The sequence below is a fragment of the Sphingobium sp. RSMS genome (assembly GCF_005406185.4).
Lineage (GTDB): Bacteria > Pseudomonadota > Alphaproteobacteria > Sphingomonadales > Sphingomonadaceae > Sphingobium > Sphingobium fuliginis.
The window spans coordinates 1,128,903-1,152,427 of record NZ_CM191258.1 but is presented as its reverse complement, the minus strand read 5'-3'; the positions used below and the strand labels follow the sequence as shown (position 1 = coordinate 1,152,427).

Annotated in this window: 23 protein-coding genes; 12 read left to right on the top strand and 11 right to left on the bottom strand. The window is 66.2% G+C overall.

Annotated features, from left to right (window positions below; all coding sequences use genetic code 11):
* Positions 1 to 388: 388 nt before the first annotated feature.
* Positions 389 to 1,498: a ParB/RepB/Spo0J family partition protein gene (locus EGM87_RS23290; protein ID WP_044661012.1), complete on the bottom strand. Its 1,110-nt coding sequence runs from the start codon at positions 1,496 to 1,498 to the stop codon at positions 389 to 391.
* Positions 1,499 to 1,551: 53 nt separating this feature from the next.
* Positions 1,552 to 2,748, bottom strand: a complete 1,197-nt coding sequence (locus EGM87_RS23285; RefSeq protein ID WP_013054122.1) for an AAA family ATPase — start codon at positions 2,746 to 2,748, stop codon at positions 1,552 to 1,554.
* A gap of 199 nt (positions 2,749 to 2,947) precedes the next feature.
* Between EGM87_RS23285 and EGM87_RS23280 the strand changes: the two genes are divergently transcribed.
* Positions 2,948 to 4,288: an anti-phage deoxyguanosine triphosphatase gene (locus EGM87_RS23280; RefSeq protein ID WP_025551434.1), complete on the top strand. Its 1,341-nt coding sequence runs from the start codon at positions 2,948 to 2,950 to the stop codon at positions 4,286 to 4,288.
* 131 nt (positions 4,289 to 4,419) lie between these two features.
* On the opposite strand, the gene EGM87_RS23275 is transcribed toward EGM87_RS23280, so the two are convergent.
* From EGM87_RS23275 to EGM87_RS23265, 3 genes are all read right to left on the bottom strand, one after another.
* Positions 4,420 to 5,997, bottom strand: a complete 1,578-nt coding sequence (locus tag EGM87_RS23275; RefSeq protein ID WP_025551435.1) for a glycoside hydrolase family 16 protein — start codon at positions 5,995 to 5,997, stop codon at positions 4,420 to 4,422.
* A 415-nt stretch (positions 5,998 to 6,412) separates the two neighbouring features.
* Positions 6,413 to 7,249: a TIGR00266 family protein gene (locus tag EGM87_RS23270; protein WP_025551437.1), complete on the bottom strand. Its 837-nt coding sequence runs from the start codon at positions 7,247 to 7,249 to the stop codon at positions 6,413 to 6,415.
* Positions 7,250 to 7,369: 120 nt separating this feature from the next.
* Positions 7,370 to 7,585 carry a hypothetical protein gene (locus EGM87_RS23265; protein WP_025551439.1) on the bottom strand — a complete coding sequence of 72 codons (216 nt, stop codon included), beginning with the start codon at positions 7,583 to 7,585 and terminating at the stop codon, positions 7,370 to 7,372.
* 253 nt (positions 7,586 to 7,838) lie between these two features.
* Here EGM87_RS23265 and EGM87_RS23260 point away from each other — a divergent pair, with 253 nt between their 5' ends.
* A complete protein-coding gene (locus tag EGM87_RS23260) occupies positions 7,839 to 8,504 on the top strand; it encodes a TetR/AcrR family transcriptional regulator (RefSeq protein ID WP_025551441.1) in 666 nt (221 codons plus the stop codon).
* Positions 8,505 to 8,509: 5 nt separating this feature from the next.
* Here EGM87_RS23260 and EGM87_RS23255 read toward each other — a convergent pair whose 3' ends face one another.
* The 4 genes from EGM87_RS23255 to kce all read right to left on the bottom strand — a co-directional run bounded on the left by EGM87_RS23255 (position 8,510) and on the right by kce (position 11,622).
* Positions 8,510 to 8,767 carry a hypothetical protein gene (locus EGM87_RS23255; protein ID WP_044661013.1) on the bottom strand — a complete coding sequence of 86 codons (258 nt, stop codon included), beginning with the start codon at positions 8,765 to 8,767 and terminating at the stop codon, positions 8,510 to 8,512.
* Between the two features lie 130 nt (positions 8,768 to 8,897).
* Positions 8,898 to 9,317: a PaaI family thioesterase gene (locus EGM87_RS23250; RefSeq protein ID WP_226870507.1), complete on the bottom strand. Its 420-nt coding sequence runs from the start codon at positions 9,315 to 9,317 to the stop codon at positions 8,898 to 8,900.
* A 31-nt stretch (positions 9,318 to 9,348) separates the two neighbouring features.
* Positions 9,349 to 10,530: a thiolase family protein gene (locus tag EGM87_RS23245; RefSeq protein WP_025551447.1), complete on the bottom strand. Its 1,182-nt coding sequence runs from the start codon at positions 10,528 to 10,530 to the stop codon at positions 9,349 to 9,351.
* 162 nt (positions 10,531 to 10,692) lie between these two features.
* Positions 10,693 to 11,622 (bottom strand): 3,5-dioxohexanoate:acetyl-CoA acetone transferase, encoded by a 930-nt coding sequence (gene kce / locus EGM87_RS23240; protein WP_044661014.1) that lies wholly within the window; start codon positions 11,620 to 11,622, stop codon positions 10,693 to 10,695.
* A gap of 196 nt (positions 11,623 to 11,818) precedes the next feature.
* Here kce and EGM87_RS23235 point away from each other — a divergent pair, with 196 nt between their 5' ends.
* The 10 genes from EGM87_RS23235 to EGM87_RS23190 all read left to right on the top strand — a co-directional run bounded on the left by EGM87_RS23235 (position 11,819) and on the right by EGM87_RS23190 (position 20,883).
* Positions 11,819 to 12,529, top strand: coding sequence for a GntR family transcriptional regulator (locus tag EGM87_RS23235; protein ID WP_025551449.1), 711 nt, complete (start codon positions 11,819 to 11,821; stop codon positions 12,527 to 12,529).
* A gap of 69 nt (positions 12,530 to 12,598) precedes the next feature.
* Positions 12,599 to 12,889, top strand: coding sequence for a DUF1330 domain-containing protein (locus EGM87_RS23230; RefSeq protein WP_044661015.1), 291 nt, complete (start codon positions 12,599 to 12,601; stop codon positions 12,887 to 12,889).
* A gap of 62 nt (positions 12,890 to 12,951) precedes the next feature.
* On the top strand, positions 12,952 to 13,110 hold the full coding sequence (locus EGM87_RS23225) for a hypothetical protein (protein ID WP_157009794.1): 159 nt from the start codon (positions 12,952 to 12,954) through the stop codon (positions 13,108 to 13,110).
* 144 nt (positions 13,111 to 13,254) lie between these two features.
* Positions 13,255 to 13,557 (top strand): hypothetical protein, encoded by a 303-nt coding sequence (locus tag EGM87_RS23220; RefSeq protein WP_025551453.1) that lies wholly within the window; start codon positions 13,255 to 13,257, stop codon positions 13,555 to 13,557.
* Positions 13,558 to 13,639: 82 nt separating this feature from the next.
* Positions 13,640 to 14,323 carry a hypothetical protein gene (locus tag EGM87_RS23215; RefSeq protein WP_025551455.1) on the top strand — a complete coding sequence of 228 codons (684 nt, stop codon included), beginning with the start codon at positions 13,640 to 13,642 and terminating at the stop codon, positions 14,321 to 14,323.
* A gap of 110 nt (positions 14,324 to 14,433) precedes the next feature.
* Entirely contained in the window at positions 14,434 to 15,954 is a 1,521-nt protein-coding gene (gene adh / locus EGM87_RS23210) for an aldehyde dehydrogenase (RefSeq protein ID WP_044661016.1), read from the top strand.
* Between the two features lie 248 nt (positions 15,955 to 16,202).
* Positions 16,203 to 16,592 (top strand): DUF779 domain-containing protein, encoded by a 390-nt coding sequence (locus EGM87_RS23205; protein ID WP_044661017.1) that lies wholly within the window; start codon positions 16,203 to 16,205, stop codon positions 16,590 to 16,592.
* Positions 16,593 to 16,640: 48 nt separating this feature from the next.
* On the top strand, positions 16,641 to 17,783 hold the full coding sequence (locus EGM87_RS23200; RefSeq protein WP_044661018.1) for an FIST N-terminal domain-containing protein: 1,143 nt from the start codon (positions 16,641 to 16,643) through the stop codon (positions 17,781 to 17,783).
* Positions 17,780 to 19,987, top strand: coding sequence for a hybrid sensor histidine kinase/response regulator (locus EGM87_RS23195; protein WP_025551348.1), 2,208 nt, complete (start codon positions 17,780 to 17,782; stop codon positions 19,985 to 19,987). The genes EGM87_RS23200 and EGM87_RS23195 overlap by 4 nt, the downstream gene beginning before the upstream one ends.
* Before the next feature lie 116 nt (positions 19,988 to 20,103).
* Entirely contained in the window at positions 20,104 to 20,883 is a 780-nt protein-coding gene (locus tag EGM87_RS23190) for a phytanoyl-CoA dioxygenase family protein (RefSeq protein WP_158230070.1), read from the top strand.
* A gap of 28 nt (positions 20,884 to 20,911) precedes the next feature.
* Here the strand turns inward: EGM87_RS23190 and EGM87_RS23185 are convergent, their stop codons facing one another.
* Both EGM87_RS23185 and katG read right to left on the bottom strand, forming a co-directional pair.
* Positions 20,912 to 21,073 (bottom strand): hypothetical protein, encoded by a 162-nt coding sequence (locus EGM87_RS23185; RefSeq protein WP_162195987.1) that lies wholly within the window; start codon positions 21,071 to 21,073, stop codon positions 20,912 to 20,914.
* Between the two features lie 132 nt (positions 21,074 to 21,205).
* The gene (gene katG / locus EGM87_RS23180) at positions 21,206 to 23,428 is read right to left on the bottom strand and encodes a catalase/peroxidase HPI (RefSeq protein WP_025551352.1); all 2,223 of its coding nucleotides are present in this window, start codon (positions 23,426 to 23,428) and stop codon (positions 21,206 to 21,208) included.
* Positions 23,429 to 23,525: the final 97 nt, after the last annotated feature.

Genomic DNA, 23,525 nt, shown 5'->3' with positions numbered 1-23,525 from the left:
GGGCGGGTCCTGAAGATGAGCGTCAGCCCATGGCGTGATGCGGCAGAGGAGGGGAGGGGCGCGCGGGGGCTATTCCAAGAACGTTCCGGAGAATGGACGGGAGTTATGGAATGAGGGGCGCATGTCGGGATGGGAGCCGATGCGTGGCTGCGGCCGTGCGGCGACCAGGCCAAGCTGGCGGCGCTGGCCGGGGATGCCGGCGAGGGCGGGCTGGTGGCCGGGGGGATGGGGGATCGGCTGTTTCCCCGGGGAAACAGCGGACGTGTTTCCCATGGGGCGGCGGGGACAAGGGGCTGATGTTTCCCCGGGGAAACGGGGGGCAGGGCGGAAGCCGCCGGTTCGACCGGCCTTTCGCTTCCGTCATATGTCCTGTGCCCCCCGCTTTCCATCAGCGCTGGAGCCCCATGCCCTGCCGTTCGAGATGTTCGAGCGTGTCGCGCAGCGCGGTGGCGAGCGTTTCCATGTCCGCGCCCGAACCGGCGTGGAGGCGGATGGTGACGCCCTGGCGGTTGACCGACTGGACCGTCAGCGCCGGACGGCCATAGTGGGTGGTCCAGGTGAAGGGTTCTTCCCTGGGGGCCGACTGGGCGGCGCGGGGGGCGTCGAGCAGGCGTTTGAGCACATCCGAGGCCGGGATGGGCGCGGCGCCCGCCGACCGCAGCGCGCGCTGTTCGGAGGCGAGGCGGTTCGCCTCCGCGCGGATGGCGGGCGCGCCCTTGGGGTCGTCGAGCGATTGGGCCAGCGCATAGGCGGGCTTCAACTGGACGTCGGCCGGGGAGGCGAAGGCGTCGATCACCGCGTCCTCGATGCCCGCCACCTTGATCATCTTGCTGAGCCATCCCTTGGAGAGCTTCAGCCGTTCGGCCATGCGGGTCAGGTGGCTGCCATAATGGGCCTTGAGCGCATCGGCATAGTTGCGCGCGCGTTCGAGGTCCGAGACGTCCTTGCGGGCGCGGTTTTCGAGGTCGGCGAGGCGGAAGGCGGCCTCATCGTCGAGCTGGGCGACCTGCGCCACGAACATCATGTCGGAATAGCTGTTGGCGCGCAGCCAGCTGATCGACCAGTGGCGGCGGGTGCCGGCGATCACCTCATAATCATGATCGGGATCGCCCTCTATCCGGCGGACCACGGCGGGCACCTTCTGCCCGCCCTCCGCGATGATCGAGTCGATCAGTTCGCGGCAATTTTCCTCATTGAGATGCGCATAGAGGCGGGCATTGCCGCTCCAGATCCGGACTTTCGCCGGGTCGAGCAGCAATTGCGTGACCTGCCGCACCTCGCCCGAGGCCAGGCGGGCAAGGGCGGATTCGCGGCCGAGCAGGGTGGTGCCGCGGGCGCGATCCTGGCGCGGCGCGGCCGGGCCAGAGGAGGGGGAGGAGGAGGGGGAGAGGGGCGATGCGGGCGGGCCTGCCTCCTCCGGCTCGACGGGCGTTGCCGCTGCCGCCTCGGGCTCGTCGGAGAGAAGGGCGGCCAGATAGTCGGATTGCTTACGCGCCATGGCATTCCCTTTCGGCAAACCGGGAACATATCATGAACATGCGGAAAGGGGCTTCATGCCGCATTGACGATGTCCTCTTCCCGCGCAGGGGCGACGCGGCCCCAGCCCTGACGCACCAGCGCCTCGATCTGGCCCATGGCCTCGTCCAGATTGGCGCGGCAGCGCTTGTGGGTGCGCGGCGTGCCGATCGGCTTTTCCAGTTCATAGACGGTCATCATGCGCAGCGCGGCATGGCTGATTTCCGCGCTGTCGAGGATCGGAATGGGCAGGAGAGCCGGGCCGAAGCTCTGTTCCATGATCGCGCGGACCATCGAATGGCTGGGATCGTTGCTGTCGAATTTCGAGCAGAGCAGGCGGACGAACTGATAGTCGACCTCTATCCCCGCCTGCTGCAGCTGGCCGATCACCTGATCCATCATCGAGAGGAACTGGACGGTCGAGCAGAAGTCGGGCGTGGTCGCGGCCAGCGGCACCAGCAGGGCATTGGCCGCCTGCATCACGGCGAGGCTGATCGTGCCCAGCGCCGGCGGCGGATCGAGCAGCACCACGTCATAATGGCGGGCAAGGTCCATCAGGCCCTGCTTCAGCTTGCGGAAGCGCGCCGCAAGGACGGAGCCGCCGTCGCTGCCCGCCGCCGCCAGCTCATATTCCACGTCGAACAGTTCGAGATTGGATGGGATGAGGTCGACATTGGGCCAGGCGGTGTGCTTGACCGCGTAGAGCAGGTCGACCTGCGTCGGGTCGATGGAGAGATAGGGGTAGAGCGTTTCTTCCCGCTGGATGTTGAAATGCGGGTTGAAGCCGAACAGCGTGGTGGTGGTGGCCTGGCTGTCGCAGTCGACCACCAGCACGCGATAGCCCTGCACCGCGAAATAATGGGCGAGATGGGTGGTGACGGTCGACTTGCCGACGCCGCCCTTGAAATTCTGCACCGCGATGATGGCGGGAATGTCCAAGGGGGCGCGTTCGGGCGAGGCGCCCAGCACCTGCCGCATGTTCAGCAGTTCCTCCACCTTGTAGCCGGGGCGGCGGCCGTTTTCGGTCGGCGGGGCAGGGGGAAGGCGTCCGTCCTCCTCCGCCATGCGGATGCGATTCGTGGAGCAGCCGAGCAGTTGCGCGGCTTCAGCGATGCCGAAGCGGATGTTGAGTTCCTTGCGGCTATCCGGCAGAAAAGCCTTGCGCCGCAGGCGTTCGACCATCTTTTCGCCGGCCTCCGCCAGATCGCCGATCTGGGTTACCACTGCGTTCATTCCTGCCCTCTTGCGCGAAGTTGAAGCTTGTTTGGGATAGATGTGGCATAAATAGTTCAAATAGGCAAATGAGGGCGGGGTGGGATGAGGATCGGCATGGAGGAAGCAGCATGAACCGGTTTTCCTGCGCCTGCGCGGGAGAAGCGGCCTATATTCCGGCCAAGCGACAGGCGGTCGGGATTCGCCGGAGAAGAGTGGCATGAACTGGTATGAACGGCAGGAAAACTGGCAGGCGCAGAGCGAGGACGCCCGCAATGAAGCGGATGTCGACTATGCGCGGGTCATCCATTCCGCGTCCTTCCGCCGCCTGCAGGGCAAGACGCAGATCCTGAACCTGGGCGACAGCGATTTCTATCGCACGCGGCTGACCCATTCGCTGGAGGTCGCGCAGATCGCGGGCGGCATAGCGCGGCAGTTGCGGCAGGATTTCCCCGACCACCCGGCGATCCCGCATCTGCCCGACCACAGCCTGATCCAGGCCATCGGCTTCACCCATGACTTGGGCCATCCGCCCTTCGGCCATGGCGGGGAAGTCGCGCTGAATTACTGCATGCGGCAGGCGGGCGGGTTCGAGGGCAATGGCCAGACGCTGCGCATCCTGGCCCGGCTGGAGAAATTTTCGGCCGGGGCGGGGGCCAATCTCATGCGGCGGACGCTGCTGGGCGTGCTCAAATATCCGGTCCCCTATGCGCAGGCCTGCAATCCCGCCTGCGCGCCCCGGCTGAGCGGCAGGCCTTCTTCCATCCGCATCATCGACCGGGCCGCCAGCAAGCCGCCCAAATGCTATCTCGATACGGAGCGGCAGGCGGTGCAATGGATATTGGCGCCCTTGTCGAGCGCCGACCGGGAGGCGTTCACGGCGATCGAGCCGCAGGTCGGCAGGCACCACCGGGCGATCCACAAATCCTTCGATTGCAGCATCATGGACGTGGCCGACGACATCGGCTTCGGCGTCCATGACCTGGAGGATGCGCTGGCGCTGCGCCTGATCGGGGAGGAGGCCTTTCGCAGGCTGGTGCCGGAGGAGGAATGCGCGTCCTTCCTGGTCCACCTCAAGCGGAAATATCCCGGCGAATCCGAGAATAATGTCTATGAGCGGCTGGTCGGGACGCTGTTCGGCGAGGGCGGCGGGCGCAAGCGCTGCATCGGACGGATGGTGCATCACCTGATCACCCATTGCCGCATCGACACGCGGGAGGAGTTCGAGGAGCCGCTGGTCCGATACCGCGCGGGGATGCAGGAGGGGCCGGCGCGGTTCCTGGGCGCGCTGAGGAACGCGGTCTATCAGGAGGTGATCCGCAGCGCCGGGGTGCAGCAACTGGAGTTCAAGGGACAGAAGATGGTGGTGTCCGTCTTCGAGGCGCTGGCGTCGGAGCCGGAGACCCTGCTGCCGGCCGAGCAATGGGCGCTGGTGCGGGCGGGGGAGGAGGCGCCGCGGGTGATCTGCGACTATATCGCCGGGATGACCGACGGGGCCTTGCTGAAGGCCTATGACCGGCTGTTCAGTCCGCGCATGGGGTTGATCTTCGATCAGTTCTGAGGGGCGCGGTCTTCCCTATCCGTCGCATGCTCCCGCGCGGGGCGGGAGCATGAAGGCGGAGGGGTTGCCGAATATCCGTCGGGCCCGGAACGGGGGTGGGATGGTCGGGCCTGGCCGCGCGACGCCTTCGTTCAGCCCCCGTCCGCATAGACCTTGATGTCGCGGACGATCATGTCGCCGGTGCCGTCCGCATAGTCGCCGGTCGTCTTCACCGCGACGTTCATGATCGGGTACCAGCGGAAGCCGGCGAAGGGATTGACCGCCTGATAGGTCTCCTTCCCGTCGATGAACCAAGTGATATAGTCGGGCTGGATGTCGACGGCGAAGCTGTGGAAGCCCGTGGTGAAGCCGCCGATGCCGTAGACCTCTTCGGTGTTCATGAAGACGCCCTGCTGGAAGGTGCGGGTGATGTTGGCGCCGCCGTGCAGCGTGTTGGCGGTGTAGCGGTCGAAATCCCACCAGCTTTCGAAGCCGAACCCTTCGTAAATGTCGATTTCCGGCGGCCAGCCGGCGGTCGAGATCAGCCAGAAGGCGGGCCAGGAGCCGCGCCGGTTCGGCATCTTCGCGGTGAATTCATATTGGCCGTAGCCGATCTGCACCGGCCGGGTGTTGTGGCCGCTGAGCACGACCGCGCCATAGTCATAGGGGACGCCGTCCCAGGCGATGGGCTGCTTCAGCTTCTGCGTGTGCATGACGAGCCCATCGTCCGTGTAGCGCAGGGGCGCCTCTATGCCATAGTCGCGATAGACCCAGCCGTCGAGATAGATGCCGGTTTCCTGATTGCCCGGTTGCGAGCGGCCATTGGGCAGCTTGGTCGACCAGGCCTTGTCATGGCCGGCGTCGGACCATTTGAGGGTTTCGCGGCTCATCCTCCACTGGAGCGTGCCCGTGGGCTGGAAGGCGCGGGGTTCGCGCCCCGCGACCTGTTCCGCCGTCGGTTCCTGCTGGAAATCGCATTGGACGAAGGCGCGGTCGGTGCCCATCTTGCCGCCCCATGGAGCCTCCACGAAGCGGACGATGAAGTCGGCCTGCGGCACGCCGAGCAATATGGGGACGGAGACCGTCTTGGTCAGCGGGTCGCCGGGGCGGAAGATCACCGCCTTGTAGATGCTTCGATAGTTGATGCCCGCCACGCCGCGGACGAGGCCCGGTCCATCCTCCGTCATCACCCGCGCGATCACGGTGTTGGGCGTCGGGCGGTCGAGCGTGATCGGCACATAGGCGACGGTCGCGCCGGGGCGGTAGAAGGCGGGGCCGACCGACGCGGTCGCCTGTTCAGGGTAGCGGGTGCCGCCGGCGAAGTCGAAATTGGCGAAATCGCCTGCCTGCGCGGCGGTGGCGGCGGTGGAGAGGGCCAGCATGGTGCTGACCGGCGCCATCGGTCCGGCGGCGCGCCCGGCCGGGCCGCCGGTTCGGGCGGCGGCGGCGGTGGTGGGAAAGAGCGCGGCGGGATTGCTGCTGCCCAGCGCCGTGGTCCAGGGGCTGGGGGAGGGGCGGGAGAAGTCGATCTGTGGCGTCGGGTTGGCGGTCCGGCCGAAAAAGCCGTTGGTGAGGATGGAGGCGATGCCCGGCGGGTCTTTCGCCGCTGGCGTGGGCGCGGAGATTTTTTCCGTGTCGGCGGTGAGGGACAGGCCCCATTCGCTCATGCAGAATATGAGCACGCACGCGAACAGCACGCCCGCAAGCGGGCGAAGAGAGAAAATGCGCATGGTACGACCCCGTTGTTGAGCGGCCCTGTGCCGCCTTTGTTGAACCTCCTTCCCGGAACGGCGGATTGCCCCGGCGCCGTTGCGGGTTCGCAAGATGGTTGGTGCGGATTCGTCCGCTATGGCTTTGAATAATAATGGATTTTCATGGCCGTGAAAAGGCTGCGGACGTCATGTGTCGATGTTCATGCACATATCGGCTCAAGGGGGATGGCGGTCATGCGCGGGGGCGCGCCACCGGCGGGCCGGTTGTGCGGCGCGCCGATGGGGGGGGCTTGCGGTGGGGTTTGGGGGTGGGGGGAAGAGCGGCGGACGGCTATGGCGCGCGATGGCTCAAATCGGGCGCGGGCCGCGCGCTGCGGGTTTCTGTCGCATCGGTTTGAGCGGAAAACCGGTTCCCACTTTTGCGCACGATGCTCTAATTATTGCCGCCGATCAGGTCGCCTAGGCCGCCGAGCACGGAGCCTTCGCCGCGATTCTGGCCGCCGCGGCTGCCCGCCGCCGCCAGCATGCGGCCGGCGAGGCGCGAGAAGGGCAGGGACTGTATCCACACCTTGCCCGGCCCGGTCAGGCGCGCGAAGAACAGGCCTTCGCCGCCGAACAGGATGCTGCGCACGCCGCCCGCGCGCTCCAAGTCGAAATCCACCGTGTCGGTATAGGCGGCGACGCAGCCGGTATCGACGTGAAGCTGTTCGCCGGGGGCCAGTTCGCGCTCCACGATGGTGCCGCCCATCTGGACGAACACCCAGCCGTCGCCCTCCAGCTTCTGCATGATGAAGCCTTCGCCGCCGAACAGGCCGGTCATGATCCGCTGCTGGAAATGGACGCCGATCGATACGCCCTTCGCGGCGGCGAGGAAGCTGTCCTTCTGGCAGATCAGCCGCCCGCCGACCTGGTCGAGGCGAATCGGCAGGATCGCGCCGGGGGTGGGGGAGGCGAAGGCGACCCGCGCCTTGCCCCGGCCATTATGGGTGAAGACGGTGGTGAACAGGCTTTCCCCCGTCACCAGCCGCTTTCCCGCGCCCAGCAGCTTGCCCATGAAGCTGCCGTCGCTGCCGCCGCTGCCGTCGCCGAAGACGGTGGTCATGCCGACGGCCGCGTCCTTCCAGACCAGGGCGCCGGCCTCCGCCACGGCGCTTTCGCCGGGATCGAGTTCTATTTCCAGAAATTGCAGTTCCTGGCCCTTGATCTCGAAATCGATGTCGTCGGCCAGGCCGGCTTGACGATGATGTTGCCAGGGACTGGGGTTCGGCATGGTCGCGGGCTCCTGAATGGTTCCGGCCGATCATAGCCGTTCCCGGCCGGGTTGGGCCAGTCTTTGCGTGTACGCAAAGCTCTGCCGGGGGAGCGTGGCCCGGAAGGCAGGCGCGCGGGATTACCGGTCGAAGATGATCTTCAGGCTCTTGATCAATCCGGAAGTCTCGCTGAATTCGAAGAGGTCGACAAGATCGGTGTCGATCCTGACATCGTCCTTGCGTACCCATTCATAGGCGAAATGGGCGGCCCAGCGGCCCGGCAGTTGGAGCCGACCTTGCAGAGCGGCTTCCGTCCGGGCAGCTTGTTGCTGGAGGTGGAGGTTTTCGGCTGCCATTCTGCCGATCTAGACGTTCGAGGCGGGGGCGGCGCGATCCGGCTGGTCAATGACACCGAATATCGGCTGGTCGCCTAATGTCTTCAATCCGATCTGGCCCGGATGCAACGATTGACAGCGGAGTAGGTCGCTCCTTGGGAAAACCCCTTGAACTGAACGGCCATAATATTATGTTGGCTGCAAACAGTCATTTGGGAAAGAGGCGCGTTTTTTCCTGTAAGCGGCTGTGGTCAGGTCACTTATGGGATTATGCATGAGATATCCAAGCGACCATAAGGCGCGTACGCGGGAGCGCATCCTGACGGAGGCTTCGCGGGCGATCCGTTGCCAGGGTATTGACCGGGTGGCGGTGGCGAATGTGATGTCCGCGGCCGGGCTTACCGTCGGCGGCTTCTATGCCCATTTCGCGTCCAAGGACGATCTGGTCGCCCATTCGGTCGAGCATATGTTCCACGAACGCTATGAGCGGTTCTTGGGCCTGCTGGATGTCGGAGAGCCCCGCGCGGCGATCGCCAAATTCTTCGACGGCTATCTGTCGATGACCCATCGCAGCCATCCGGAGACGGGGTGCCCGATCCCGTCGCTCACCAGCGAGCTGGCCCATCTTTCGGAGGATGGGCGTGGGCGGCTGAGCAATGGCATGCGCGGACTGATCGACGGCGTGACCCGGCTGCTGGAGCGCGCCGGGGTCGACGATCCCGAGGAGGCCGCGAACGCCGCCTTTTCCGAAGCGCTGGGCGCGCTGGTAATGGCGCGGATGACGACCGACCTGAAAACCGCGGAGAAAATCCTCCAGCGGGCGCGGAAATCCGTCAAGGAACGGCTGGGCGTCGCGGATGTCGATACCCGCATTCCCTTGCGTCGCCGCTTCGCCAACAGTTCAGAGGCGGAGTCGGGAAAGACCGAAACGAGCAACTGAAGAAGTCAGGGTGGCTTGCCTTCGCCTTCTTGGCCTTCTTGCTCCGCCAGATGGGAACTGCCCATCGGGGGAAGCTTTAGCCGCGGGAAGGCAATGGTCTCCACCGCGCCCGATTCCTTCCGGGTGATCGCCGCCACGCAGTGAAGTTCCGGCCCGCCCGCGATCCTCGCGTCATATTCCGCGAAGCTCCTGTTGCCGATCGCTTCATGATAGGTCGGACGCATATGGTCATAGGACGCGCCGGCCGCCTGGATCGTCCGCAATATCCTGTCGCGGCCGACAATCGGTTTGCGCGTGACCGTGGAGTGGAGGACGGACTGATCGTCCAGATCGTCGCGGAACGGATGCTTCGGTTCAGCATGCGATGCTCCTGAAAGATGGTGCGCCCCGCGTTCAGCGGGGAACGACGCAGGTGGACGTGCCGTGCGCGAAGATCCGGTTGTCGAGGCTTTCGATGCGTCCGTCCAACGCGACAAGGGACCGGCCGCGCGAGATGACGGTGCCGATCACCCGCATTTCCCCGATATTGGCGGGGATGGGCCGCAGGAACTTGACGCTGGTTTCATAGGTGGGGGCGAAACCGCCCTCGTCCAAGGTGGTTGCCGCCGCGAGGCCCATGGCGGAATCCAGCATGGTCAGCGCCCAGCCGCCATGGACGACGCCGCCAAGGTTGAGGAAGCGTTCGCCCGGCGTCGCCCTCAGCTCCACGCGCCCCATTTCGGGCGGAAGAAGGGTGAAGGGCACGGTATCGGCCATGGGCGGGCGGGGCAGTTCGCCCCGCGCCAGAGCGCTTATCGTATCGAAACCGTTCATGACCGATCTTTCCCCCGCATCCGTGCCGCCGTCACAGCGTTTCCAGTGCGAGCGCTATACCCTGGCCGCCGCCGATGCAAAGCGTGACAAGGCCCCGCCGCACGCCGTCCCGCTTCATCGAATGCAGCAGCCGGGTCGTCAGCACCGCGCCGGTCGCGCCGATGGCATGGCCATGGGCGATCGCGCCGCCCTCCACATTGACGATGTCCTCCGGCAGGCCGAGTTCCTTGATGATGGCCAGGGGTACGGCGGCGAAGGCTTCGTTGATCTCGAACCGCTCCACGTCCGGCAGCTTCCAGCCGGCGCGTTCGACCGCCTTCACCACGGCAGGGACCGGCGCGAGGCCGAAGAGGCCCGGCTCCAGCGCGGCGACGGCGTAGGAGACGATCCGGCCCGCCGGTTCGACGCCGTTCGCCTCGGCCCAGGCGCGGGTGGCGACCAGCATCGCGGATGCGCCGCTGTTGAGGCCGGGGGCATTGCCGGCGGTGATCGTGCCGTCCGGGCGGAAGGCGGGCTTCAGCCGGGCCAGTCCCTCCAGCGTCGTATCGGCGCGGGGCGCCTCGTCGCTGGCGAAGCTGACGTCGCCCTTGCGGCCCTTGATGGTGACGGGGGCGATCTCCGCCGCGAACCGGCCTTCCGACTGCGCCTGCACGAAGCGCTTCTGCGAGCGTTCGGCCCAGCGGTCCTGCGCATCCCGCGAAATCTGGGAGCGGGTGACGAGATCCTCCGTATGCCAGCCGGAATGCTGGCCGGAAAAGGCGTCGTTCAGGCCGTCATGCAGCATGGAATCGATGATCGCGGCGTCGCCCATGCGATAACCCCAGCGGCCGCCGGTCATCAGATAAGGCGCGCGGTCCATATTCTCCATGCCGCCGGCGATGGCGACGTCGTGCAGGCCAAGCTGCACTTCCTGCGCGGCGGTCACGATCGCCTGCGCGCCCGATCCGCAGACCCGGTTGACGGTGAGGGCGGGGACCGAGACCGGCAGCCCGGCGTGGATCGCCGCCTGGCGCGCCGGGTTCATCCTGTTGCCGGCCTGGATCACATTGCCCATGGTGACCGCGCCGACGGCATCCGGCGACAGCCCTGCGCGGCGCACGGTTTCCCGGATGGCGACGGCGCCCAGTTCGGCCGCCGGCACGTCCTTGAGCGTGCCGTTATAGCTCCCGATCGGGGTGCGGACGGGATGGGCGAGGATGATTTCCGCGGTCACTCTGGCATTTCCTTCTCTTGTCGTCCGCACCGGTAGCGGCGGACCATCACATGATGTCTATAATATCATTGATCGTGATCGTCGCCTGTCTTTTCAAGGGCGGGGCGCGAATCGAGCCACGGATTCCGGGCCGGCCGATCCGGCGCTATCGACGCGCGGGCATCAGAAGGCGACCTTGTCCCCGCCCTTGAGGCCGAGCCGGGCGCGCGCTTCATCGGCGGTCGCTATCTCCAGGCCCAGATCTTCGATGATCGCGCGCACCTTGCGCACCTGTTCGGCATTGCTGGAGGCGAGCCGCCCCTGGGCGATGTTCAGATTGTCCTCCAGCCCCACGCGCACATGGCCGCCCATCAGCGCCGCTTGCGTCGCGAGCGGCATCTGATGGCGTCCCGCGCCCAGCACCGACCAGTGATAATCCTGTCCGAACAGGCGATCGGCGGTCCGCTTCATGAAGAGGAGGTTGTCGACCTCCGCCCCGATCCCTCCCAATATGCCGAAGATGAACTGGATGAAGACCGGCGGCTTGAAGAAGCCGCGGTCGATGCAATGCGCCAGATTGTACAGATGACCGACGTCATAGCATTCATGTTCGAACTTCACGTCATGGGCATCGCCCAGCGCATGGGCGATCTTGCCGATGTCGCGGAAGGTGTTGCGGAAGATATAATCGTCCGATTCCCGCAGATAGGGCTCCTCCCAGTCATGCTTCCATTGCCGGTAGCGATCCGCCATCGGATAGAGCGCGAAATTCATGCTGCCCATGTTGAGCGAGCACATTTCGGGCGACGCCAGCAGCGGCGCGGCCAGGCGCTGCTCGACCGTCATGGTGAGGCTGCCGCCCGTGGTGATGTTGCAGATGGCGTCGCAGCCCTGCCTGATGCGCGGCAGGAATTCCATGAACAGGGCGGGGTCCGCCGAGGGTCGGCCGTCCCTGGGATCGCGCGCATGGAGATGGAGGATGGCGGCGCCGGCCTCCGCCGCCTCTATCGCCTGTTCCGCGATTTCGGACGGCGTGACCGGCAGCGCGTCCGACATGGTCGGCGTGTGGATGGAGCCGGTGACGGCGCAGGAGATGATGACCTTGTCTTTCATGCTTGATCCCGATTCCAGCCGACGAGTGGTCGGCCATGTCATGCCATTTGCCCGTTCGCGGTCCCGGCCCGAAACCGGCCCCGGGGGAGGCGGGCGGTCGCGCGGACGATGTGCGAGTATTGTCCATGAGTCAACAGAAAGTGCACTTTTTGTTGTAACGGTTGTAGATGGGGGAAAAGTGAACTATCAAGGGCGAATGGCAGAGAAATCACCGGCGCCCAGCCGCACCCACCGCGTTTACGAGCAGATCCGGTCCCGGCTGCTGAACGGCGCGCTTCCGCCCGGTCAGAAGCTCGTCATTTCCGACCTGTGCGAGAATCTGGGGGCGAACCAGAGCGCGGTGCGCGAGGCGCTGGCGCGGGTCACCGCAGAAGGGCTGGTCACCGCCGAACCGCAGCGCGGCTTCCGCGTGAGCGAGATCGCGGCCGAGGACCTGCATCATCTGACGGATGTGCGCCTGTTGATCGAGGAGCCCTGCATCCGCTCCGCCATCGCGAACGCCACCATCGCCTGGGAAAAGGGGATCGTCGCGGCGCTGCACGGCCTGCTGCGGACGCCGCGCAACGACGATGACGGCAAGGTGACGCAGGAATGGGCGGACGCGCACCACGCCTTCCATCACGCGCTGGTCGCCACATGCGACAATCCCTGGCTGCTCCGGGTGCGCGACATGCTGCTGCTGCAGAGCGAGCGCTATCGCTGGCTCTCCATCTCCTCGCCGTCCAAGCGTTCGAATCTGGAGAAGGAATATAGCAAGCTGGCCGACGCCTTTCTGGCGCATGACGCCGATCTGGCGATCAAGCTGATGCGCGAACATTATCTGATGACGACGAAGATCGTGCTGGGCAAGGACCAGAAGCCTGCCCGGACCCGCAAGGCCTCCGCCAAGGTGACGGAAGGGGCGTAGGGGATTGCGGCCGGGCGCGCTTCCCGCCCTGCCGCCCCCGCGCATGACAGGAAGAGGAGAGGACCGTCCATGCCCGCTTATGTCGTCATGATCCGCGACCGGCTGAACGATGCCGGGGAGATGGCCGCCTATGCCGCGCTGGCGGTCAAGGCGCGGGGGGAAAAGCCGGCCCGGCGGCTCGCCTTCTATGGGGAGCATGATGCGGTGGAAGGGCCCGATCCCGACGGCGTCGCCATATTGGAGTTCGACGATCTGGATGCGGCGCGGGCCTGGTACCACTCGCCCGCTTATCAGGAAGCATTGCAGCATCGGCTTGCCGGTGCGGAATATCGCGTGATCCTGGTCGACGGCGCTCGCTGAAGCGCCGCAAGGCACGCCCGCCAAGAGGCGCGCCGGACAGGACTTATTGTGGGAGGATGCCGATGAAGGACAAGTCGCATATTTTCCGCGCGCTTTTCCCGGGGGGCTGGCAGGCGGTGCGGTCGCTGGAAAGCCTGCTCGCCGGCTATGGCGACATCATGCTGCTGCTGGGGGAGGAGGAACGGCCCCGGAAATGGCGGCGGCCGGGCGCGCGCCGCTGACGAAATCCCGCGCCCCCGGTTGGCCCACCCGGGCAGTCCCATCCATTCACCCGAGCGGATGCACAGCCGGACAGAATCCCATTGTCCGGAATCCGGCGCTCGGCTTGGGACGGGGACGGTTCGTTAACTATAAGGAGAATGGAGATGTCGCGGTCTTTCACGAAATTCGCGCCTCTGGCGGTGATTTTGGTGGGTTCGCTGGCGCTGGGGGGCTGTGCCACCAAGGGCTTCGTGCGGGAACAGGTCGCCGCCGTGAACCAGCGCGTCGATGCGCTCGACTCGCGCCTGCAGGCGACGGACGCCACCGCGAAATCGGCGCTGGCGGAGGCGCAGGCGGCATCCGGCCAGGCGCAGAACAATGGCCAGCGGCTGGACCAGATCAATGCCCGCGTCGACGGCATCGAGCAGCGCATGCAGGAAAATCAGCGCAAGCGGCCGCGCAACTGACGCCCGGAACGGGGCCGAATCCGGTGTTCCCGCGCCGGCGTCCGTCCTGGGCGCCGGCGCTTTCCTTCGAGTGCATTGAGCGATGATCCCACTGTTCCTGGCGCTGGCGGTGCTTGCGCCGGCCATTCCCGCGACGGAGGGCGTCCGGGCGGCGGAGCCGGCGAAACCGCAGGCGGACATGCCGCAGGAGGCGGGAGCGAAGCTGTCCGGGGAAGCGGCGCGCGTGGCCGACTGGATCGCCGCGTCCCGCGACAATGGCGCGCTGCCCTATATCATCGTCGACAAGAAGGCGGCGGTTCTCTCGCTCTATGACGCCAGCGGGAAATCGCTGGGTCATGCGCCGGTCCTGATCGGCGTGGCCGTCGGGGACGAGGCGAGCCCCGGCATCGGATCGAAGAATCTGGCGGAGATCGGCCCGGCGGAAAAGACGACGCCCGCCGGGCGCTTCCTGGCGAAATTCGGGCTGGCGGCGGGGCGGCAGAAGGTGCTGTGGGTCGATTATGCCACGTCGGTGGCGCTGCACCCCATTCCCAAGGGCGCGCCGAAAAGGGAACGCCGCCGCGAGCGGATGCTCTCGCCCACCGGCGACGACAATCGCATCACCTTCGGCTGCATCAACCTGCCCACCGCCTTTTACGGCAAGAACGTCAGCCCGCTGTTCCGGAAAAAGGGCGGCTATGTCTATGTGCTGCCCGACACCAAGCCGCTGGAAGCGGTTTTCCCCCGGTTGCGGGTGCAGGCGGCGATGAATGGCGGCGGGGGTTGAGCGTCCCGGTTTTCCGGCTTCATGGGCAGGCCCGACCCAAGGTCTAATTGTCCATTTGTCCGAAAGGTTCATCCTGTCCCTCAACTTTCAGACGAGTCCGGGAGAGGATGATGTTACAGCAGGCAATGGCGCGGTTCGCGGGGAAGACGCTGATCCGCGATAAATATGAGAATTTCATCGGCGGCCAGTGGGTGGTGCCGGTTCGCGGGGAATATTTCGACAATCTTTCGCCGGTGACGGGGCAGAGCGTGTGCAAGATCGCCCGTTCGACGGCCGAGGACATCGAGCTGGCGCTGGACGCCGCGCACAGGGCCAGGGAAGGCTGGGGCCAGCGTTCGGCGACGGAGCGGGCCAATATCCTCAATCGCATCGCGCAGCGGATGGAGGAGAATCTCGACCTGCTCGCCATGGCGGAGACGATCGACAACGGCAAGCCGATCCGCGAGACGACCGCCGCCGACATTCCGCTCGCCATCGACCATTTCCGCTATTTCGCGGCCTGCGTGCGGTCTCAGGAAGGCTCCATCGCGGAGATCGACCATGACACGGTGGCCTATCATTTCCATGAGCCGCTGGGCGTGGTGGGGCAGATCATCCCCTGGAACTTCCCGATCCTGATGGCGGCGTGGAAGCTGGCCCCGGCACTGGCGGCGGGCAATTGCGTGGTGCTGAAGCCCGCCGAGCAGACGCCGATGTCGATCATGGTGCTGATGGACCTGGTGGGCGACCTGATCCCCGAAGGCGTGCTGAACGTCGTCAACGGCTTTGGCGTGGAGGCGGGCAAGCCGCTCGCCACCAACAAGCGGATTTCGAAGATCGCCTTTACCGGGGAAACCACCACCGGGCGGCTGATCATGCAATATGCGAGCGAGAATCTGATCCCGGTGACGCTGGAACTGGGGGGCAAGTCGCCCAACATCTTCTTCGCCGACGTGATGGATGCGGACGACGATTATTTCGACAAATGCCTGGAAGGCTTTGCGATGTTCGCGCTCAATCAGGGCGAGGTCTGCACCTGCCCCAGCCGGGCGCTGGTGCAGGAGAGCATCTACGAAAAGTTCATCGAGCGCGCCGTCGCCCGCGTGCAGAAGATCGTGCAGGGCAGCCCGCTCGACCCCGCGACGATGATCGGGGCGCAGGCGTCGAACGACCAGTTGGAGAAGATCCTTTCCTATATCGACATCGGCCGGGACGAGGGCGCGAAGGTGCTGACCGGCGGCACGCGGGCGCATCTGGGCGGTGAGCTGGAGCAGGGCTATTATGTGACGCCGACCGTGCTGGAAGGGCATAATCGGATGCGCATCTTCCAGGAGGAGATTTTCGGCCCGGTGCTGTCGGTCACGACCTTCAAGGATGAGGCGGACGCGCTGCATATCGCCAATGACACGCTGTACGGGCTGGGCGCCGGGGTGTGGAGCCGGAACGGGAACACGGCCTATCGCATGGGGCGCAACATCCAGGCCGGGCGGGTCTGGACGAACTGCTACCATGCTTATCCGGCGCATGCGGCCTTTGGCGGGTACAAGCAGTCGGGCATCGGGCGCGAGACGCACAAGATGATGCTGGATCATTATCAGCAGACGAAGAACCTGCTGGTGAGCTATTCGACCAAGGCGCTGGGGTTCTTCTGAGGCGAGGGGCGGATCGCATGCCGAAGGCGGGTCCTTCCCCCTTCACGCCTTCGGTTCGGCGGGCGCCTCTCCCGGGCGTCCGCCTTTTTCTTCTTCCCCCTCCCGCAGGCGGGAGGGGGCCGGGGGGTGGGCGGGCGCAACCTCAGCGCCATTCTGCAATGGCTAAGCTGGAAGCTCCCCCGGATCAAGTCCGGGGTCGCGCCCACCCCTAACCCCTCCCGTTTACGGGAGGGGGACTGGAGATCATTATGAACCTTCCACCCCGCATCCTCGCCACGCCGGAAGCCGAAGTCCTGATCGCCCGGCTGGCGGCCCGGCATGGGCCGCTGATGTTCCACCAGTCCGGCGGTTGTTGCGACGGGTCGGCGCCGATGTGCTTTCCGCGGGGCGAGTTCAGGACCGGCGGGCAGGATGTGCTGCTGGGCCAGATCGCGGGCGACGTGCCGGTGTGGATCGGCGCGGCGCAGTTCGAATATTGGCGGCATACGCAAGTCACCATCGACGTCGTGCCGGGCCGGGGCGCGGGCATGTCGCTGGAAAGCCCGGAGGGGATGCGCTTCATCGTCCGCTCGCGCGTCTTCACCGATGAGGAGAATGCGGCGCTGGAAGCGGCGGGAGAGCCTTTGCGCGGCGGCTGATTCCCATTAGACAAGAAAAGAACAGGGAGAAAATGCGGGGAGAGGAACATGACGGTGCTGGCATCGGAGATCGCCTTTGCGTCAAGCCATGCGGGCGATCCGGCCAAGGCCATGGCGGAAGTCGCCGGTCAATTGGGGGACGAACCGCTGGCCGGGATGCTGCTGTTCTGTTCGCATCGTTTCGACCGGGAGGCGCTGGCGCGGGCGGTCAACCGCCGGACGGAGGGCGTGGTGGCGATCGGCTGCACCAGTTCGGGCGAGCTGACCGAAAATGGCTATGATGAGGACAGCCTGAGCGTCATCGGCTTTCCGGCTTCGGCCTTTCACATGACCTCGCTCTGTTTCGACGACATCGAGAATTTCGATCCCGCCGCCGCGCGGCAGGCGGTGCGCGGGCTGGCCGCGCAGGCGGAGCGGGAGAGCCGCCATCTGGGCGGGAAGGTCAATCATGTCGCGCTGTTCCTGGTCGACGGGCTGTCGCATCGGGAAGAATTGCTGACCATGACGATCCAGGACGCGCTGGGCGACATTGCGCTGATCGGCGGGTCGTCGGGCGACGGCATGGCCTTTCGGGAGACGGCGGTCTTCCATGGCGGGCGCTTCCATGGCCATGCGGCGGTGGTGGCGATCCTGTCCACGCCGCGCCCGCTGCATGTGTTCAAGGCGCAGCACTACCGGCCGAGCGAGGCGAAGATGGTCGTCACCGGGGCGATCCCGAACGACCGGATCGTGACCGAGATCAATGCGGAGCCCGCCGCGCAGGAATATCTGCGGCTGGCGGGTCATGCGGGCGAGGCGCTGGGCGTCGCCTTCTATGCCGCGCATCCGCTGATGGTGCGGGCCGGGGGCGATTATCATGTGCGGTCGATCCAGAGCGCGAATCCCGACGGCAGCCTTACCTTCTACTGCGCCATCGACGAGGGGATCGTGATGACCGTGGGCGAGCCGGTGGACCGTATTGCGCGGATGGACGCGCTGTTCGCGGACATTGCGGCGGAGGTGGGACCGGTGGACCGGATCATCGCCTTCGATTGCGTATTGAACCGCATCGATGCCGAGCAGCGGCAGATCAGCCGCGCCGTGTCGGAGCTGTACGGGCGGCATCGGGTGATCGGCTTCAACACCTATGGCGAGCAATATCATGCGCTGCACGTCAACCAGACCTTCAGCGGCCTTGCCATCGGCCGATGACCGACGCGGCCCTCTCTTCCGCCGAACTGGAGGCGTTGCGGGAAGAGAACCGCAAGTTGCGCAAGATCAATGCGGCGCTGATCGACCGGGTCGAACGGTCGAGCGACATGGCCGGCAACGCCTTTTCGATGTTCGAGACCGCGATCTCGCTGGAAGCCATGGTGCGCGAGCGGACCGTGCAGCTCGAAGACGCGCTGGCGAAGCTGGCGGAGGCCAATGCCGACCTCGCCTCCGCCCATGGCCATGCGGACGCGGCGCGGATGCGGCTGCGCGACGCAATCGATTCGATCAACGAAGGCTTCGTCCTGTTCGACGCGGAGGATCGGCTGGTCCTCTATAACGAGGCCTATCTGGGTTTCTGGCCGGAGATTGCGGACCATATCCGCGAGGGCATGAGCTTCGACGAGATCGCCAAGCTGGCGGCGGCGCATCACCGCCCGGTGGGACAGGACCGATGGGTGTCGGACCGGCTGGCGCGCCATAGCGTGGCGGAGGGCGGGCATGTGCAGGCGCTGTCCGACGGGCGCTGGGTGCAGATCAACGAACTGCGCACCAGCGAGGGCGGCATCGTCGGCATCTATACCGACATCACCGAGGTGAAGGCGGAGGATGCCCGCGACCGCGCGCGGGAACTGGCCGAGCGCAACATTGTGCTGCAGGCGACGCTCGACAACCTCTCCGAAGGCGTGTGCCTGTTCGATGCCGAGGGGCGGCTGGCGGCGTGGAACGAGGCGCTGCAACGGCTGCTGGAACTGCCGGAGGACTGGGCGCAGGAGCGGGATAGCCATGCCGCGCTGCTGGACTGGTGCCGGGGCAATCTGGGGATGGACGACAGGGGCTGCCTCGACCGGGGCGGGGCGCGCCATCGCAGCGAACTGGTCCATGCCGGGGGGCGCAGCTTCGAGATTCGCAGCAACGCCATGGAGCGGGGCGGGCAGGTGATCGGCTTCACCGACGTGACCGACATGCTGCGCGCGCAGGCGGCGCTGCGCGAGACGGCGGAGACGCTGGAGCGGCGGGTGGCGGAGCGCACCTCCGAACTGGAGGCGGAGGTGGCCGAGCGGCGCCAGATCGAGGCGCAGTTGATGGACGCCAAGACGGCGGCGGAGAAGGCGAACCTGTCCAAGACCAGCTTCCTGGCGGCGGCCAGTCATGATCTGTTGCAGCCATTGAACGCGGCGCGGCTGTTCGTCGCGGCGCTGGGCGACCGGCGATTGGCGCTGCCGACGCGGGCGCTGGTCAACCAGACGTCCACCGCGCTGGATTCCGTCGAGGATCTGCTGGAGGCGCTGTTGGAGATCAGCCGCCTCGACGCGGGCGCGATCCAGCCGGAGATCAGCGATTTCCGCATCGATCGGCTGCTCGATACGCTGCGGACGGAATTCGCGCCGATGGCGCGTTCGGCGGGGCTGGTGCTGGCGGTGGAGACGGCCCCGGTCTGGGTCCGCTCCGACATCCGGCTGCTGCGGCGGATTCTCCAGAATTTCCTGTCCAATGCGCTGCGCTACACCCAGCGCGGGTCGGTGCGCGTCGCCTGCGTCGCGGAGGCGGATGGGATAAGGCTGAGCGTCGCCGACAGCGGTCCCGGCATCCCCGTCGACAAGCAGCAACTGATCTTCGAGGAATTCCGCCGCCTCGACACGCCGGGGGGCAGGGGGGCGGGCGGCAAGGGGCTGGGCCTCGCCATCGTCCGCCGGGCGAGCGACATGCTGCGCCATGAAGTGACGCTGGAATCGGTGCCGGGGCAGGGCGCGACCTTCTCCATCCGCGTGCCGCAGGGCGAGGCGGTGGTGGAAGAGGGCGATGGGGGCAGCGCGCCGCGCAGCGACCGGTCGATGCGCGGGCTGAAGGTGCTGGTGGTCGACAATGAGCGGGCGATCCAGACCGGCATGTCGACCCTGCTGGGCGGATGGGGCTGTACCGTGGCGACGGCCGGGGGATTCGCGGAGGCGGTCGCCGCCTTTTCGGAAGGCGAGGCGCCCGATGTCATCCTGGTCGACTATCATCTGAACGACGGCGAGACAGGGGATGCCGTGATCGAGCGGTTGCACGGCCATTTCGGGCGGGCGGTGCCGTCGGTGATGATCTCCGCCGACCGGGGCGAGGCGCTGAAGGCCCGGATGGACGGCTGGGGCATTCCGCTGCTGGGCAAGCCGGTGAAGCCTGCGCAACTGCGCGCCTTGCTGCGCACGATGTTGAAATAGGCGGTTGTTTCTGTCGGGGCTGAAAGTCGATCCGGTCGGATGCTTTAGGTGTTCCCACTGATCGCCCGTCCTTGCCATCGGTGATAGGCTGAATCCCCCACATCATGGAGCGGGCTATGAGCGCTTTCGACGTCGCGACGGCTCGATCCTCACTGATCCGGGATGGGTTCACCGTGATCAGGGACGCCTTTTCCGCCCGTTCCGTGGAGGAGATCGTCGAAATCCACCGCTTGCTGGTCGCGGCGCTCGATGATCCTGTCCGTCCCGGCGACCGTTTCCGGATGGACATGGGGCGCGGGCTGGCGGGCGCCGGCCCTGCGCGGCTCAGCCAGCATGAGATACGCTATGCCTCCAACCTGGCGCCGCGCCTGATGGCGACCGAGGTGTTCGTGCGGAGCCAGCGGCTGGTCGATGCCATTGCGGGGCCGATGCACTTCGCCTTCGACCATATCATCTTCAAGCCCGGGCATTCCGCCACGACCACGCCATGGCATCAGGACATCGCCTATCGGAAGCTGGGCGGCGGGGCGCATGCCGGGGGCCTTGCCCGGCTCCACCTGTGGATTCCGCTTCAGGACACCAGCCTTGAGCAAGGTTGCATGGAGTTCGTCCCCGGCAGCCATCGCGCCGGGGTCATGCCGCATCGGCCCTTTACGCGCATATCGGGCACTTTGGGCCGGGAGGCGGCGGTTCCGCAAGCCGGCGAGCGGGTCGCATGCCCGATCGAGGCGGGTGGGCTGACCATCCATACGCCGCTTACCCTGCATTATACCGGCGCCAACCTTACGCCCAGGGCGCGGGGAGCCTGGATCATCCAGTTCAGCCGCTTCGGCCGGATGGAACGCGCGATCAAGCGCGGGCTGGGGATCGCGCCGCGCACCGTCCTGGCGGAATAGCATGGCGCAGGAGCAAGCGCCGGGGCGATCACCAGTGGCGCGGTTGCAGATGGCGTCTTTCCATTTCGTCCAGCACGGCCTGCTCGAACCCGGACGGGTTCTTCGGGTCGCCCATCCTGCGGCGGATGGCGGCCAGTTCCTTGTCCGTGAGGGCCGCTGCCTCGGCAGCATCCTTCAGATGATCATGCACGGCGAGTCTCCGCATCATGGCGGCGGCACTGTCGCATGAAAAGCGGGCAAGCTCAATTCAGCGAAAGGCTTAGCGTCGACCCCATGCAGGGCGCCGTGGAAAGGGCCGCCCCCGAAGGAGCGGCCCGACCCCTTATGCCGCCAGGTCGAAACGGTCGGCGTTCATCACCTTGGTCCAGGCGGCGACGAAGTCGTTCACGAACTTGTCGCCCGCGTCGGCGGAGGCATAGACTTCCGACAGGGCGCGCAGTTGCGCGTTCGATCCGAACACCAGGTCGACCCGCGTGCCGGTCCATTTCTGTTCATTGGACTTGCGGCAGGTGCCGGTGAAGATGTCCTTGTGACCCTCCACCTCCTTCCACGCCGTGCCCATGTCGAGCAGGTTGACGAAGAAGTCGTTGCTGAGCGTCCCCGGACGGTCGGTGAACACGCCATGGCCGGACCCGCCATGATTGGCGCCCAGCACCCGCAGCCCGCCGACCAGCACCGTCATTTCCGGGGCGCTGAGGGTCAGCAACTGGGCGCGGTCGATCAGCAGTTCCTCGACCGGCACGCTGAACGGCACGGGCAGATAGTTGCGGAAGCCGTCGACCTTCGGCTCCAGCACCTCGAAATTCTGCACATCCGTCTGTTCCTGCGAGGCGTCGGCGCGGCCGGGGGTGAAGGGCACCTCGATGCTGCGCCCGCCATCCGCCGCCGCCTTCTCGATCGCGGCCGATCCGCCCAGCACGATCAGGTCGGCGAGCGAAATCTTCTTCGCGCCCGCACTGTCGAACTCGGCCTTGATCTTCTCCAGTACGGAGAGGACGCGGGAAAGCTGTTCGGGCTGGTTCACGTCCCAGTCCTTTTGCGGAGCCAGCCGGATGCGCCCGCCATTGGCGCCGCCGCGATGGTCCGACCCGCGATAGGTGGAGGCCGACGCCCAGGCGGTCGTCACCAGTTCCGCGACGCTGAGGCCGGACGCCAATATCTTCTGCTTGAGCGCGGCGATGTCCGAAGCGTCGACCAGTGGATGGTCGACCGCCGGAATCGGGTCCTGCCAGATCAGGTCTTCGGCGGGGACTTCGGGGCCGAGATAGCGGGCCTTCGGTCCCATGTCGCGATGGCACAGCTTGAACCAGGCGCGGGCGAAGGCATCCTCGAACGCGGCGGGATCGTTGCGGAACCGCTCGGAGATTTTCCGATATTCCGGGTCCATCTTGAACGCCATGTCGGCCGTGGTCATCATCGTCGGCACGCGCCTGTCGGGGCTGTGCGCGCCGGGGGCCAGGTCTTCGGGCTTCTGGTTCACCGGCTGCCACTGCTTGGCGCCCGCCGGGCTCCGCACCAGCTCATATTCATAGTCGAGCAGCATGTGGAAGAAGCTGTGGTCCCAGGCCCGGGGCGTCGGCGTCCACGCGCCTTCGATGCCGCTGGTGATGGTGTGATCGCCCACGCCGCTTTCATAGCCGCTCTGCCAGCCAAGGCCCTGCTGCGCGATGTCGGCGCCTTCGGGTTCCTTGCCGACCTTCGATGCATCGCCCGCGCCATGGGCCTTGCCGAAGGTGTGGCCGCCGGCGGTGAGCGCGACGGTCTCCTCATCGTTCATGCCCATGCGCAGGAAGGTTTCGCGAATGTCGCGGGCCGATTGCAGCGGGTCGGGGTTGCCGCCCGGCCCCTCCGGATTGACGTAGATGAGGCCCATCTGGATCGCGGCCAGCGGGCTTTCGAGGACCATGTTCTTTTCCGGCTGGATGCGGGTTTCATTGCCCTCCTGGCCGACCCAGAACTCCTCCGTGCCCCAATAAACGTCCTTTTCCGGCTCGAACACGTCGGCGCGGCCGCCGCCGAAGCCGAAGACCGGGCCGCCCATCGATTCAATGGCGACATTGCCGGCCAGGATCATGAGGTCCGCCCAGCTCAGCTTCTGGCCATATTTCTGCTTGACCGGCCACAGCAGGCGGCGGGCCTTGTCGAGATTGGCGTTGTCCGGCCAGCTGTTGAGCGGGGCGAAGCGCTGCGAGCCGGAGGAGGCGCCGCCGCGCCCGTCGCCGGTGCGGTAGGTGCCCGCCGAGTGCCAGGCCATGCGGATGAAGAAGGGGCCGTAATGGCCATAGTCCGCCGGCCACCAGGGCTGGCTGTCGGTCATGAGGGCCGTCAGGTCCTTCTTCACCGCGTCATAGTCCAGCGACTTGAAGGCGGCCGCATAATCGAAATCGTCGCCCAGCGGATTGCCGGACAGGCCGTTCTGCTGAAGGATGTCGAGCGAGAGCTGGTTCGGCCACCAGTCGCGGTTGGTGCGCCCCAGCAGGGATCGCAGCGCCGCAGGCTCCTTCACGGGGCAGGCCAGCGGATCATTGCTCGTCTTTGCGTCCATTGCACGATTCCTTTCAGCTTCTCCGGGACCGGATTCTAGGCCATGCCCCGCGAAGGGGGAACTGCGAAGGCCATGTTATTTTTCCGATAACAGTGTG